This is a genomic window from Stenotrophomonas sp. TD3, from assembly GCF_001939825.1.
GTDB lineage: Bacteria > Pseudomonadota > Gammaproteobacteria > Xanthomonadales > Xanthomonadaceae > Stenotrophomonas.
In genome coordinates this window covers 3134766-3148841 of the sequence record NZ_MOYM01000001.1, presented here as the reverse complement: position 1 = coordinate 3148841, position 14076 = coordinate 3134766, and the positions used below count along the sequence as shown (strand labels likewise).

Sequence of the window (14076 nt, the reverse complement as noted above, 5' to 3'; positions counted from 1 at the left end):
TGCCGATCATCCTCGTCACCTGAGTGGGACGACGACGATGAAAGCACGCAATCTGTTCAATACGATCGCCAAGAAGGCCGCAGCCGCCACCGGTTCGCCGTGGACCTTCCTGGCTGCGGTAGCGATCGTGGTGGTCTGGGGCATCAGCGGTCCGGTGTTCGGTTTCAACGACACCTGGCAGCTGGTGATCAACACCGGTACCACCATCATCACCTTCCTGATGGTGTTCCTGATCCAGCACACGCAGAACGCGGATACCGCCGCGATGCAGATCAAGCTCGACGAGCTGATCCGTGCCACCGCAGAGGCCAACAACGAACTGTTGGATCTGGAAGAACTGGACGAAGAGCGGCTGGAAGAGATCCGCCGCGAGTACGAGCAGATGGCGCGCGAAGCCGGCGATGCACTGGCACGGGTGCGCGCCTGCCATGTGGCGCGGCGCGACGATGAAGCGGTGTAGCTGGCCCTGGAATGACACTGCCGGCCAGCGGCCGGCACTACCATCGATCATCAAGGTAGAGCCGGCCGCTGGCCGGCTTTCTTTCACCCGCGCTCGTGCCAGCCGCCGCCCAGCACCTTGTACAGGGTGATGCGGTTGGCCTGCTGCGCCAGCTGGGCCTGCAGCTGGGTCTGCTGCGCGTTGTAGGCGGTACGCCGCGCATCGAGCAGGGTGACGAAGCTGTCCAGGCCGGCGTCGTAGCGTGCCTGCGACAGGCGGTTGGCCTGTTCGGCCGCGTCCACCAGGCGCTGCTGTGAACTCACCTGCTCATCCAGGCTGACGTTCAATGCCAGCGCATCGGCGGTTTCGCGGAAGCCCACCTGGATCGACTTCTCGTACTGCGCCAGTGCGATATCACGATCGGCGTTGGCGATGGCCAGGTTGGCGCGCAGCTTGCCGCCCTGGAAGATCGGCAGGGTGATCTTCGGCAGGAAGCTCCACACCCGCGTTCCGCTGTCGAACAGGCTGGACAGTTCGCTCGAGCCACTGCCGATGCTGCCGGTCAGCGAGATGCTCGGGAAGAACGCAGCACGTGCCGCACCGATGTTGGCGTTGGCCGCCAGCAGCTGGTGTTCGGCGGCCATGATGTCCGGGCGCTGCAGCAGCACGTCGCTGGGCAGGCCGGCCGGCGGCGGTGCCAGTGCCAGCAGCTGCGGTTCGATGCTGTCCGGCAGCAGCGCCGGATCCAGCTGACCACCGGCCAGCAGCGCCAGCGCGTTGCGGTCCTGGGCCAGCTGGCCACGCAGGCGTGCGGCATCGGTGCGTGCGGTCTCGACCAGGGTCCGGGTCTGGGTCAGCTCCAGTGCCGAACTGCCGCCGCGCTCGTGGCGCGCCTCAGCCAGGCGCAGCGAATCCTCGTACGTCTTCAGCGTAGCATCGGCGATCTTCAGCCGCTGCGCATCGGCACCGTAGGTCAGCCACGCCGTCGCGGTCTCGGCCACCAGGCTCAGCTGCGCGTTGCGGCGATTTGCGGCCACCGCGAAGTACTGCTGCAGTGCCGCTTCGCTGAGGTTGCGCACGCGGCCGAACAGGTCCAGCTCGAACTCGGCCACGCCGACGCCGGCGGTGAACTGCTCGGTGACACCGGCGTCGGTGCCCTGGCGCTGCATCTGGCCGGTGACGGCCAAGCCGGGCACGCGGTCGGCACGCTGCACGCGGTACTGGCCGCGCGCGCGTTCAACGTTGAGCACGGCCACGCGCAGGTCGCGGTTGTTCTGCAGCGACTGGTCGATCACCTGCTGCAGGCGCGCATCGGTGAAGAAGTCGCGCCAACCGACAGCGGCGACATCGGCCACCTGGCCCTGCGTGGCCTCGGCCGGCCACTGCGCCGGAATCGCCGGAGCGACGGCGGTGTTCTTCGGCACCAGGGTGGAGCAGCCGACCAGCGCGAGCGCGGCGGCAATGGAAAGAAACAGGGATGCACTTTTCATGGGGATGACTTCCATCGGTACTGCCGGATGGCAGGAGGCAGTGCCGGCCAGCGGCCGGCACTACCGATTCGCTTACGTCGCGGACTTGCGCTTGAACAGGCGCTGCACCACCACGAAGAACAGCGGCACGAAGAACACGCCGAGCACGGTGCCGACGATCATGCCGCCGAGCACGCCGGTGCCGATCGCCTGCTTGGCGCCGGAGCCGGCACCGGTGGAGATCGCCAGCGGTACCACGCCCATGCCGAAGGCCAGCGAGGTCATCACGATCGGGCGCAGGCGATCGCGCACGGCGTGCATGATCGACTCGATCAGACTGGCGCCCTTCTCCAGGTTTTCCTTGGCGAACTCGACGATCAGGATCGCGTTCTTGCTGGTCAGGCCCACCGTGGTCAGCATCGCCACCTGGAAGTAGATGTCGCGTTCCAGGCCCTTGAAGGTGTTGGCCAGCACGGCGCCGAGGATACCCAGCGGGGCCGCCAGCAGCACCGCGGTCGGCACGCTCCAGCTTTCGTACATCGCGGCCAGGCACAGGAACACGATCATCAGCGACAGCGTGTACAGCAGCGGCGTCTGCGAACCGGCCTGGCGTTCCTGGTAGGACATCGCCGTCCACTCGATGCCGAAGCCCTGCGGCAGCTGCTTGGCCAGCTGTTCGATCTCGGCCATGGCATCACCGGAGGCCACACCCGGGGCCGGTTCGCCCTGGATTTCCATCGCCGACACGCCGTTGTAGCGTTCCAGGCGCGGCGAGCCGTAGTCCCAGTGCTTGGTGGCGAAGGCACTGAACGGCACCATCTCGCCCTTGTCGTTCTTCACGGACCAGAGATCGAAGTCCTCCGGCACCATGCGGAACGCCTGGTCGGCCTGCACGAACACACGCTTGACGCGGCCGCGATCGACGAAGTCATCGATGTACGAGCTGCCCCACGCGGCGGCCAGCGTGCCGTTGATCTGGTCGATCGACAGCCCCAGCGAGGTCGCCTTGGCCGCGTCGATATCGATGCGGAACTGCGGCGTGTCTTCCTGGCCGTTCGGGCGCACGTTGGCCAGCTTCTTGCTGCCGGCGGCGAGGCCCAGCAGCTGGTTGCGCGCGGCGACCAGTGCCTCGTGGCCCTGGCCGCTGTTGTCCTTCAGGAAGAAGGTGTAGCCCGAAGCGGTACCCAGTTCCGGAATGGCCGGCGGCGGGAAGGCAAAGATGAAGGCATCCTTGATCTGGCCCAGGGCCGCCATGGCGCGACCGGTGATCGGCATCACGCCGTTGTTGGCGTCACGCTCGCTCCAGTCCTTCAGCTTGACGAATGCCATGCCGGCGTTCTGGCCCATGCCGGCGAAGCTGAAGCCCTGCACCGAGAACACCGAGTCCACCGCATCCTTCTCGTTCTGCAGGAAGTGGTTTTCCAGTGCCGCGATCGATTCCAGCGTACGTTCCTGGGTGGCGCCGACCGGGGCCTGCACCAGCGCCATCAGCACGCCCTGGTCTTCATTGGGCAGGAACGAGCTGGGCAGGCGCACGAACAGCACGCCCATCAGCACGAACAGCGCCGCCACGATGCCCATGAAGCGCCACGGACGGTGGATGATGCCGCGCACGCCGCGCTGGTAGCTTTCGCTGGTGCGGTCGAAGCCGCGGTTGAAGCCATTGAAGAAACGACCGGACCAGCCCTTGTGTGCGACGTGGTGCTCACCCTTCTTCAGCGGCTTGAGCATGGTCGCGCACAGCGCCGGGGTCAGCACGATCGCCACCAGCACCGACAACGCCATCGCAGAGACGATCGTGGCCGAGAACTGGCGATAGATCACGCCGGTGGAGCCGCTCATGAAGGCCATCGGCACGAACACCGCCGACAGCACCAGGCCGATACCCACCAGCGCACCGGTGATCTGGCCCATCGACTTGCGGGTCGCTTCGAGCGGCGACAGTCCTTCCTCGGACATGATGCGCTCGACGTTCTCCACCACCACGATGGCATCGTCCACCAGCAGGCCGATCGCCAGCACCATCGCGAACATGGTCAGCATGTTCACCGAGAAGCCCAGCATCGCCAGCACGCCGAAGGTACCCAGCAGCACCACCGGCACGGCGATGGTCGGGATCAGGGTGGCGCGGAAGTTCTGCAGGAACAGGTACATCACCACGAACACCAGCACGATCGCTTCGATCAGGGTCTGCACCACGCCCTTGATCGACACGCGCACGAACGGGGTGGTGTCGTACGGGATCTCGGCCTTCAGGCCGGCCGGGAAGAAGCCCTTCATGTCTTCCAGCGCGGCATTCACACCGGCAGCGGTATCCAGCGCGTTGGCGCCGGTGGCCAGGGTGACCGCCAGGCCGCTGGCCGGCTGGCCGTTGTAGCGGGTGACGAAGTCATAGGACTCGGCACCCAGTTCGACGCGGGCGACATCACCCAGGCGCAGCTCTGCACCGTCCTGCGCACCGCGCACGATGATGTTGCGGAACTGTTCCGGAGTCTGCAGGCGCGACTGCGCGTTGATGGTGGCATTGAGCTGCTGGCCCTTCACCGACGGCGCACCGCCGAGCTGGCCGATCGCCACCTGGGCGTTCTGCGCCTTGATCGCGGCGGTCACTTCCGGCACCGACAGGCCATAGGTATGCAGCTTGTTCGGGTCCAGCCAGATGCGCATGGCGTACTTGCCACCGAACACCTGGATGTTGCCCACGCCCGGCACACGGCTGAGACGGTCGACGACATTGGAACCGACGTAGTCGGCGATGTCGTTGGCGTCCATGCTGCCGTTCTCGGACACGAACGCGATGACGTTCAGGAAGCCCGAGCTGGACTTGGCCACGTTGATGCCCTGCCGCTGCACTTCCTGCGGCAGCAGCGGCATGGCCAGCTGCAGCTTGTTCTGCACCTGCACCTGGGCAATGTCCGGGTTGGTGCCGCTCTCGAAGGTCAGGGTGATGGTGGCCTGGCCGTTGGACGAGCTGTTGGAGGAGAAGTAGATCAGGCCATCAAGGCCCTTCATGTTCTGCTCGATGATCTGCGTCACCGAGTCCTCGACCACCTTGGCCGATGCACCCGGGTAGGTGGCGCTGATTTCCACCGCCGGCGGTGCGACGTTGGGGTACATCGAGACCGGCAGCTTGAACAGGGCCAGGCCGCCGGCGAGCATGATGATGATGGCGATCACCCACGCGAAGATGGGTCGATCGATGAAAAAGCGTGCCATGGGGTTCTCCGCTTACTTCGCGTCGCCGGCCGGAGCGGCAGGCTGGGCGGCCGCTGCCGGCTTGGCCGGAGCAGCGCCCTTCTCGGTGGCCTTGACCGGCATGCCGGGGCCGATCTTCTGCAGGCCTTCGACGATGACCTTGTCGCCAGCCTTCAGACCGTCCTCGACCAGCCACTTGTCGCCGACCGTGCGGCTGACCTTGACCGGGCGCACTTCGACCTTGTTGTCCTTGTCGACCACCATCGCCGTGGTGTCGCCCTTCGGATCGCGGGCGATGCCCTGCATCGGCACCAGCACCGCATCGCTGCGCACGCCGCCGCCGATCACCGCACGCACGTACATGCCCGGCATCAGCAGGCCGTCCGGGTTGTCCACCTTCACGCGCAGGCCGAAGCTGCCGGTGGTCGGATCGACGCTGACTTCGGAGAACTCCAGCGTGCCCTTGTGCTCGAAGGTGCTGCCGTCTTCCATCAGGATGCTGACCGGCAGGGTCTGGTTGTCCTGCAGGCGGCCGGCGGCCAGTTCGCGGCGCAGCTGCAGCAGCTCGGCCGAGGACTGGGTCAGGTCGACATAGATCGGGTCCAGCTGCTGCACGGTGGCCAGTGCATTGGCCTGGCCGGCGTTGACCAGCGCACCCTGGGTGACGCTGGACTTGCCGATGCGGCCGCTGATCGGCGCGGTGATGCGGGCGTAGCCGAGGGTGACGTTGGCCGCATCCAGCGAGGCCTTGGCGGCACCGACGTCAGCCTCGGCCTGCTTCTGCGCGGCCACGGCGTTTTCCAGGTCCTGCTGGCTGACCGCATCGACCTTGGCCAGCTCGGTGATGCGCTTGGCGCTCAGGCGGGCGGCATTGGCGGTGGCTTCGGCACGGGCCAGCTGGGCGCGGGCGTTGTTGGCCTGGGCGCGGTAGCTGGCGTCATCAAGCTGGTACAGCGGCTCGCCGGCCTTGACCATGCCGCCCTCGGTGAACAGGCGCTTGGCGACGATGCCGTTGACCTGCGGGCGCACTTCGGCGACCAGGAAGGCATTGGTACGGCCCGGCAGTTCGCGGGTCAGGCCCACGGTCTCGGACTTCAGCGTGACCACAGTGACGTCACCCGGGCCCTGCTCGGGGGCCTGGGGTTGGCCGCCGCAGGCAGCCACGGTCGCGGCGATCGCCAGCGACAGTGCAAAGGGTCGGATTCGGCTCAGCAACATGACGGAAAGGCTCTTGGAGGAAGGAATCTCAGAAGGTGCTGATACAACGGACTCCCCCACTGTTCCGGTGAAAGCCCCGCAGATCGCGCCCACCCGGGTGGAGTGGGAGCCGGACCGGCCTGCCACGCACACGACGGGAATGATGGGAGCGAAATATACATACATGCTTGTTTGTTTGTAAACCGGTACAATTCAGCCACGTTTCACCCGCACTCATACCCATCCATGGCCCGCAAGACCAAAGAGGACACCCAGGCAACCCGGGAAGGCATCCTTGACGCCGCCGAAGCCTGCTTCCATGAACACGGCGTGGCCCGTACCACGCTGGAGATGATCGGTGCCCGCGCCGGCTACACCCGCGGCGCGGTCTACTGGCACTTCAAGAACAAGAGCGAGGTGCTGGCCGCGATCGCCGAGCGCGTGCACCTGCCCTTCATGCAGGAACTGGAGCGCACCTCCACCGACCAGCGCGACACCCCGGTGCACGACCTGCGCGCGGTGATGATCCACTCGTTCATCGAGCTGTCCGAGGACGAGCGCCTGCGCAAGACCATGGAGATCATGCTGCGCAGCGATGCGTCGGCCGATACCAAGGTGCTGACCGAGATGCAGCAGGCCGGATTCCGCGATGCGCTGGACCGGATGGAGCGCGCCCTGCGCCGCGCCCGCGATCTGGGCCAGCTGCGCGAAGGCGCCGACCCCAAGATTGCCGCGCGCATGCTGCACGCCACCGTGCTGGGCGTACTGCATGGCGCGATGGTCGAACCGGAACTGATGGACCTCAAGCGCGACGGCATGCTCGCGCTGGACATGACCCTGGCCGCCTACGTGAAGGATGGCGTGTTCGTTCCCGGAACGGTGCCCGAGCCGTTGCCGGAAGCGTGAGCGGCGTTGCTGCCGCCACCGCGGCACCCATGTGAGTACAGATCGATGATCCTGGACAACGTGGTATGGGGCTTCATCGGCTGCGGCAGCGTCACCGAGAAGAAGAGCGGGCCGGCCCTGGCCAACACGCCGGGCTCACGGGTGGCGGCGGTCATGCGCCGCAATGCGGCATTGGCCGAGGATTATGCGCGGCGCCATGCGATTCCCCGCTGGTACGCGGACGCCGATGCGCTCATCGCCGATCCGGAAGTGAACGCGGTGTACGTCGCAACGCCGCCCTCGACGCACATGCAGTACGCGCTGCAGGCGATAGCCGCGGGCAAGCCGGTCTATATCGAGAAGCCCATGGCCATGGACCTCGCCGAATGCGAGCGCATCCTGGACGCCAGCACACGCCATGGCGTGCCCGTATTCGTCGCCTATTACCGCCGCGCCCTGCCCCGCTTCGCGCAGGTGCAGCAGCTGCTGGACAGCGGCGCGATCGGTACGCCACGCAGCGTGCGCGCGACCCTGCATCGGCCGCATTCGGTGAATGCCGCATCGCCGGACTTCTGGCGGACCAACCCCGCGATCGCCGGTGGCGGGCTGTTCGTCGATCTGGGCTCGCACACCTTGGACCTGCTCGACCATCTGCTGGGTCCGCTGAGCGATGTGCGTGGCCTGGCCAGTTCGTTGACCGGCGCCTACGCCGCCGAAGACAGCGTTTCGATGTGCTTCCGCACCGCAATGGGCGCGCATGGCATCGCGCAATGGAGTTTCTGCGCGTTCCGCCGCCAGGATGAGATCGAGATCACCGGCGACCGCGGGCAGCTGCGCTTTGCCACGTTCGAGGATGTTCCAGTGGTACTGGAAACCGAAGCCGGCGTGCAGAGGTTCGACATCTCCAACCCACCGTCGATCCAGCAACCGTTGATTGCCTCCCTCGTGGACGAACTGCGCGGCAACGGGCGCTCGCCCTCGAACGGCATCAGCGCCGCCCGCACCAGTGCGGTGATCGACCAGGTGCTGCAGGCCTACCGCACGCGGCAATCGCGCTGACCGCACAAGAAAAAGGCCGCCTTGCGGCGGCCTTTTCCGTTGCAGCGAGCGGGGTCAGAGCCCTCGCCACGGAGAGGGATCCGACCCCATCGGGCGTTACAGGATGTAGCGGCTCAGGTCCGGGTCCTGCACCAGCTCACCCAGGTGTGCATCGACGTAGGCGCTGTCGATGGCCAGGGTTTCGCCGTCGCGGTCCGGCGCCTCGTAGCTGAGCGAATCCAGCAGGCGCTCCAGAACCGTATGCAGGCGACGGGCACCGATATTTTCCTGGCGCTCGTTCACCTGGAAGGCGATCTCGGCCAGGCGATCGATGGCGTCGGCGGTGAAGCTGACCTTGACGCCTTCGGTGGCCAGCAGCGCTTCGTACTGCTTGGTCAGCGCGGCCTTCGGCTCGGTCAGGATGCGCACGAAATCCCCCTTGCTCAGCGCACCCAGTTCAACGCGGATCGGGAAGCGGCCCTGCAGCTCCGGAATCAGGTCGCTGGGCTTGGCCAGGTGGAACGCGCCCGAAGCAATGAACAGGATGTGGTCGGTCTTGATCGTGCCGTACTTGGTCGACACGTTGGAGCCTTCCACCAGCGGCAGCAGGTCGCGCTGCACGCCTTCGCGCGACACGTCGCCACCACCCACGTTGTCACCACGCTTGGCAACCTTGTCGATCTCGTCGATGAAGACGATGCCGTGCTGCTCGCAGGCCTCGATCGCGGCGGTGCGGATGTCGTCCTCGTTGACCAGCTTGCCGGCTTCTTCCTCGATCAGCAGCGGACGTGCAGCCTTGATGGTCAGCGTGCGCTTGTGCGCCTTGGCGCCGCCGCCGAGGTTGGCGAACATCGACTTCAGCTGCTGGCCCATTTCCTCCATGCCCGGCGGGGTCATGATGTCCATGCTGACGTTGGCAGCCAGGTCGAGCTCGATCTCGCGCTCGTCCAGCTCGCCATTGCGCAGCATCTTGCGGAACTTGATGCGGGTCTCGTTGTCCTGCGCCGACGGTTCGGTGCGCGCAACCTCCGGATCGAAACCGATGCCACCGCTGCGGCGCGGCAGCAGCGCATCGAGGATGCGGTCTTCGGCACGCTCTTCGGCCTGGGTACGCACGCGCACCTTGGCCTGCTCGCGGTACAGCTTGACCGCGGTATCGGCGAGGTCGCGGATGATCTGCTCGACGTCCTTGCCGACGTAGCCGACTTCGGTGAAGCGGGTCGCTTCGACCTTCACGAACGGCGCGTTGGCCAGCGTGGCCAGGCGACGTGCGATCTCGGTCTTGCCGACGCCGGTCGGGCCGATCATCAGGATGTTCTTCGGCATCACTTCATTGCGCAGCTCAGGCACCAGCTGCATGCGGCGCCAGCGGTTGCGCAGGGCGATGGCTACTGCACGCTTGGCGTCGTGCTGGCCGACGATGTGCCGGTCCAGCTCCTGCACGATCTCGCGCGGGGTCATGGTGGCGGAGGAAACTTCGATCTTCGACATGGATGTGCTCACGAATGCGTTGTCGGTAGTGCCGGCCGCTGGCCGGCAACCAGGCACGTGTGTCCGGGCTCATGAGGTTGCCGGCCAGCGGCCAGCACGACCCTCACAGCTCCTCGACCACCACGTTGCGGTTGGTGTAGATGCAGATGTCGCCGGCGATGCCGATCGCTTCGCTGGCGATGGTGCGCGCATCCAGTTCGGTGTGCGCCATCAGTGCGCGCGCGGCCGAGAGTGCGTAGGAACCACCGGAACCGATGGCGATGATGCCGTCCTCCGGCTCGATCACATCACCGGTGCCGCTGATGATCAGCGAGGTTTCCTTGTCGGCCACCGCCAGCAGGGCCTCAAGCTTGCCGAGGCGACGCTCGGTGCGCCAATCCTTGGCCAGCTCGACCGCAGCGCGCTGCAGCTGGCCGTGCTTTTCCAGCTTGGCCTCGAACAGTTCGAACAGGGTGAAGGCATCGGCGGCGGCACCGGCGAAGCCGGCCAGTACCTGGCCATCACGGCCGAGGCGGCGCACCTTGCGCGCATTGCCCTTCATCACGGTGTGGCCCAGCGTGACCTGGCCGTCGCCGGCAATGGCCACGTGCTCGCCGCGACGGACGCAGACGATGGTGGTGGCGTGGAAAACGTTGGGGTTCTGACTGGGGTCCATGCGGCCTCCGATAGCTGTTCACGGGACATGGGGACAGCGCCGGGTGCGATCAAGCCTGCGCGGATGGCTGCCGTTCAGCGCTTGGCCGCGCCCCATGGACAGAGGGCGCCGTTCCAACGAGCGCATCGCAATGCGCGCGGACCCCACCGCCCGAACGTGGAACGCCTGCCGTTCAGCGATTTGCCTGCGACGGCCGGTCCGGATTCGGCTCGATGCCCCAGGCGATATACCAGTCTTCACCCTGCGTCTCGATCGGATGCTGGGTGCGGCCGGAGCCATTGCCGCAGGCCAGCGCGTCGGCCGCGCAGTAGCGGTCGCAGCCCCAGCAGATGCGCTCGGGGTGTCTGGGATGCAACGGTATGGGCTTCGCCATGGCAGCGGTGTCCTCGTGGCCTGCGGCCACGGTGCGCCGGTTGCATCCGACCTGCCCTGATCCAGATCAAGGGCGGGCTATTCAGCCTTGTCGTCCTTGCTGCGGCGCTTGGCGCGCGGATGCGCGGCGTCGTAGACCTTGGCCAGGTGCTGGAAATCGAGGTGGGTGTAGATCTGCGTGGTGGCGATGTCGGCGTGGCCCAGCAGCTCCTGCACACCGCGCAGGTCGCCGGAGGATTCCAGGATGTGGCTGGCGAAACTGTGCCGCAGCATGTGCGGGTGCACGTGCTTGAACAGGCCCTGGCGCTGCGCCAGCTGGCGGATGCGGATCTGCACCGCGCGTTGGCTGATCGGCCCGTTGCGGCCGGGGAACACCGGCGAGGCCGGACCGCCGCCACTTTCCGCACGCCAGGCCTGCAGCGCCTCGCGAGCGGGCCGGCCGAACGGCACCCGACGCTGGCGGTTGCCCTTGCCCAGCACGTTGACCAGGCCACTGTCGAAATCCAGGTCACGCCAGGTCAGCGCGCAGACTTCGCTCAGGCGCAGGCCGGAGGAATAGAACAATTCCAGCAGCGCGCGGTCACGGCGGCCGAGTTCACCTTCCGGCTCCAGCTCGACCAGCTGCACGGCTTCGTCGGCATCAAGCACCTGGGGCAAGCGGCGCGGCGCGCGCGGCGCCTTCAGCGTCGCTGCCGGACTGACCTCGATGCGCCCGTGCTTGAGCAGCCAGGCGTAGAAACTGCGACAGGCCGACAAGCGGCGTTGCAGGCTCTTGGCCGACAGGCCACGCCGGTGCTCGTCGGCGACGAACTGGCGCACCGCGTCGGCATCCAGTGCCTCCACTGCCATGCCACGCGGCTCGGCCCAGGCCGACAGCGCGTCCAGGTCGCGGCGGTAGGCGTCGAGCGTATGTGCCGACATCCGCCGCTCCACCTGCAGGTGCTGCAGGAAGGCCTGAACCGCGCTCATCGTCGACGTGCCCTGCTCAGCCGGGGAAGCGCTTCAGGCCAGTGACCAGCGCGTCGCCCATCATGCGCAGGAACAACGTCCCCATGCCCGGGTAGAAGCGGTTCGGGTCGTGGCTGCCGACCGCGATCAGGCCGACGCCCGGCAGCGGCAGCAATGCGGTGGTCTGCACTTCCTCACTGCGCACGCCGTACAGCACGGCATTCTTTTCCGGCTGCAGGCGGCCACAGATCGGCTCGCCGTCGTTCAGACAATCGCGGAACGGGCCCAGCTGCGGATCGTCGGCAGCAATTACCTGCAGCCAGTCGGCCTGTTCCAGCCCGGCCACCGGCGCATGCACCACCAGCCGCACCAGGTCACCGGCGAAGTCTTCCTGCAGCGATGCGGCCATCGCACGCAGGGTGTCGGCGGCGTTGTCCTGCTTCATCAGCGCAAGGGTCAGCTGGTGCGTGCGCACCGCCAGGCGTTCATTGACCTGGGCGGTCGCGCCCAGATCGGCCAACCGTCGTGCCAGCTCGCGGTTCTTCTCGCGCAGCACTTCCAGCTGGTAGCTGGCCAGCGACGCGGTCGGGCCGTCGTCGCGCGGCACCACCAGGGTCAGGGCCAGGTCCGGGAACTGCTTGAGGAAGCCGGGATGACGCCGCAACCAGGCAGCGACTTCATGGGCCTCGAGCTTGTCGACGGTTTCGGTCATGCGATCCACTCCCCTTCGAAGACGAATGCGGTCGGGCCGGCCATCACCACCGGCTGGCCATCGCCCGGCCACTGGATGCGCAGGTCGCCACCGGGCAGGCTGATGCGCGCATCGCGCTGCAGGCGGCCACGCTGCATCAAGGTCACCGCGGCGGCACAGGCACCACTGCCGCAGGCCAGGGTCTCGCCGACGCCGCGCTCGAACACGCGCAGGCGGGCGTGCGCCGGGCTCATCACCTGGGCGAAGCCCACGTTCACCGAGCGCGGGAACGACGCATGCTGCTGCAGCAGCGCACCGACGCGCTCGACCGGTGCAGCATCGATCAGGCCCACTTCGATCACCGCATGCGGGTTGCCCATCGACACCGCGGCGAAGCGTACGCTCTCGCCCTGCAGCGGCAACAGGTATTCCTCGCGCGGGTGTGCAAAGCCCATCAGCGGCACGTTGGCCGGCTCGAAGGCGGGCACGCCCATCGTCACCGCAAACTGCCCCTCGCCCAGCACCTTCACTTCATGGCTGGCCAGCGGACTGTCGATGACGAATGCATCGCCCTGCGCACTGCCCTCGCGCACCAGCCAGGCGGCGATGCAGCGCGCGCCGTTGCCGCACTGTTCGGAGTTGGAACCGTCGGCATTCCAGATGCGATACGAGGCCACCGAACCGTCCGCACGCGGCGCCTCGATGGTCAGGATCTGGTCGCAGCCAACGCCGGTGTGGCGGTCGGCCAGGCGCGCGGCCAGCTCGGGCGTGGGCGGCGCACTGCCGTCACGCAGGTCGATCACTACGAAATCATTGCCCGCGCCATGCATCTTGCTGAAGCGCAGGGCCTTGGAACCGGCCTTACTCATTCCCGCTGCCCGCCTTCTTCGCAGGCACCGGTTGGGTGGTCGGTGCGGCCGGCTCCACGGTCGTGGCCGGGGTGCCGCTGCCCTGGGTCTGCGCCGGGGTTGCCTCGGTGGCGGGCTCGGCAGCGGGTTCGACGGTTTCTTCCACCGGCACCGGCTTCTGCGGCAGTACCAGCGGGCCCTTGTTGCCGCAGGCGGCGAGGAGCAGCAGCGAGGCCGCTGCCAGCGGAATCAGGATGGCGTTTCGATGGGGGATCTTCATGCCCCGAGTATAGCCATTGGCGGCTGAGCGGTAGGTAGAGTCGACCGTTGGTCGACTATCGCGCGCAGCGCGGGGTTTTCGCCGGCGGCCGGGAGAGCAGTCGACCAACGGTCGACTCTACCCCGCCGGCGGGGGAAGCGGCCGCGTCCACAGCCAGATCGCCACCACGGTCATGCTGCCGATCGAGAACCACTTCACCCAGGCAATCGGCACGCACCACAGCATGATGGCGGCGCATACCGCCATGGTGATCGTGGCCATCCACTTGCCGTAGCGGCTGACTGCCCCGTGTGCCTGCCAGTTGGCGATGGCCGGGCCGAAACGCGGATGCTGCAGCAGCCAGTTGTGCAGGCGTTCGGACCCACGTGATGCAGCCCAGGCCGAGATCAGGATGAATACGGTGGTCGGCAGGCCCGGAACGAAGATGCCGACGATGCCGGTGCCGAGGCTGACGTATGCCAGCAGCCACCACGCCCAACGGAAACGCACCACGCGCGGCGGCGTGGCGCTATCGCGGGGTGCAGATGGCTCGGGCAGGCTCATGGCCGCAAGGATACCGGTTCGGGGT

14 protein-coding genes are annotated in these 14076 nt (G+C 67.0%); 3 read left to right on the top strand and 11 right to left on the bottom strand.

What is annotated here, in order from left to right; translation table 11 throughout:
- Positions 1-37 precede the first annotated feature (37 nt).
- Positions 38-460 (top strand): low affinity iron permease family protein, encoded by a 423-nt coding sequence (locus BKE09_RS14700; protein WP_075676217.1) that lies wholly within the window; start codon positions 38-40, stop codon positions 458-460.
- 83 nt (positions 461-543) lie between these two features.
- On the opposite strand, the gene smeF is transcribed toward BKE09_RS14700, so the two are convergent.
- From smeF to smeD, 3 genes are read right to left on the bottom strand one after another with little or no spacing between them, the layout of a single operon-like run.
- The gene (gene smeF, locus BKE09_RS14695) at positions 544-1944 is read right to left on the bottom strand and encodes a multidrug efflux RND transporter outer membrane subunit SmeF (protein ID WP_139319662.1); all 1401 of its coding nucleotides are present in this window, start codon (positions 1942-1944) and stop codon (positions 544-546) included.
- A 57-nt stretch (positions 1945-2001) separates the two neighbouring features.
- Positions 2002-5124, bottom strand: coding sequence for a multidrug efflux RND transporter permease subunit SmeE (smeE, locus tag BKE09_RS14690; protein ID WP_075676215.1), 3123 nt, complete (start codon positions 5122-5124; stop codon positions 2002-2004).
- A gap of 12 nt (positions 5125-5136) precedes the next feature.
- Positions 5137-6321 carry a multidrug efflux RND transporter periplasmic adaptor subunit SmeD gene (gene smeD / locus BKE09_RS14685; RefSeq protein ID WP_075676214.1) on the bottom strand — a complete coding sequence of 395 codons (1185 nt, stop codon included), beginning with the start codon at positions 6319-6321 and terminating at the stop codon, positions 5137-5139.
- Positions 6322-6546: 225 nt separating this feature from the next.
- Here smeD and smeT point away from each other — a divergent pair, with 225 nt between their 5' ends.
- Together smeT and BKE09_RS14675 are read left to right on the top strand one after the other, a co-directional pair.
- On the top strand, positions 6547-7206 hold the full coding sequence (gene smeT / locus BKE09_RS14680) for an efflux transporter SmeDEF transcriptional repressor SmeT (RefSeq protein WP_075676213.1): 660 nt from the start codon (positions 6547-6549) through the stop codon (positions 7204-7206).
- Positions 7207-7251: 45 nt separating this feature from the next.
- Positions 7252-8244 (top strand): Gfo/Idh/MocA family oxidoreductase, encoded by a 993-nt coding sequence (locus BKE09_RS14675; RefSeq protein ID WP_075676212.1) that lies wholly within the window; start codon positions 7252-7254, stop codon positions 8242-8244.
- Between the two features lie 96 nt (positions 8245-8340).
- On the opposite strand, the gene hslU is transcribed toward BKE09_RS14675, so the two are convergent.
- The 8 genes from hslU to BKE09_RS14635 all read right to left on the bottom strand — a co-directional run bounded on the left by hslU (position 8341) and on the right by BKE09_RS14635 (position 14051).
- On the bottom strand, positions 8341-9714 hold the full coding sequence (gene hslU, locus BKE09_RS14670; RefSeq protein ID WP_075676211.1) for an ATP-dependent protease ATPase subunit HslU: 1374 nt from the start codon (positions 9712-9714) through the stop codon (positions 8341-8343).
- 103 nt (positions 9715-9817) lie between these two features.
- The gene (gene hslV / locus BKE09_RS14665) at positions 9818-10369 is read right to left on the bottom strand and encodes an ATP-dependent protease subunit HslV (protein WP_005411093.1); all 552 of its coding nucleotides are present in this window, start codon (positions 10367-10369) and stop codon (positions 9818-9820) included.
- Positions 10370-10541: 172 nt separating this feature from the next.
- The gene (locus BKE09_RS14660; RefSeq protein WP_075676770.1) at positions 10542-10742 is read right to left on the bottom strand and encodes a DUF3079 domain-containing protein; all 201 of its coding nucleotides are present in this window, start codon (positions 10740-10742) and stop codon (positions 10542-10544) included.
- Positions 10743-10819: 77 nt separating this feature from the next.
- The gene (gene xerC, locus BKE09_RS14655) at positions 10820-11710 is read right to left on the bottom strand and encodes a tyrosine recombinase XerC (protein ID WP_075676210.1); all 891 of its coding nucleotides are present in this window, start codon (positions 11708-11710) and stop codon (positions 10820-10822) included.
- A gap of 16 nt (positions 11711-11726) precedes the next feature.
- Positions 11727-12401: a DUF484 family protein gene (locus tag BKE09_RS14650; RefSeq protein WP_075676209.1), complete on the bottom strand. Its 675-nt coding sequence runs from the start codon at positions 12399-12401 to the stop codon at positions 11727-11729.
- On the bottom strand, positions 12398-13249 hold the full coding sequence (gene dapF, locus BKE09_RS14645) for a diaminopimelate epimerase (protein WP_075676208.1): 852 nt from the start codon (positions 13247-13249) through the stop codon (positions 12398-12400). Before dapF ends, BKE09_RS14650 begins: the two co-directional genes overlap by 4 nt.
- Entirely contained in the window at positions 13242-13508 is a 267-nt protein-coding gene (locus BKE09_RS14640; RefSeq protein WP_075676207.1) for a lipoprotein, read from the bottom strand. Before BKE09_RS14640 ends, dapF begins: the two co-directional genes overlap by 8 nt.
- Before the next feature lie 117 nt (positions 13509-13625).
- Positions 13626-14051, bottom strand: coding sequence for a YbaN family protein (locus tag BKE09_RS14635; RefSeq protein ID WP_075676206.1), 426 nt, complete (start codon positions 14049-14051; stop codon positions 13626-13628).
- Between the last annotated feature and the right edge of the window lie 25 nt (positions 14052-14076).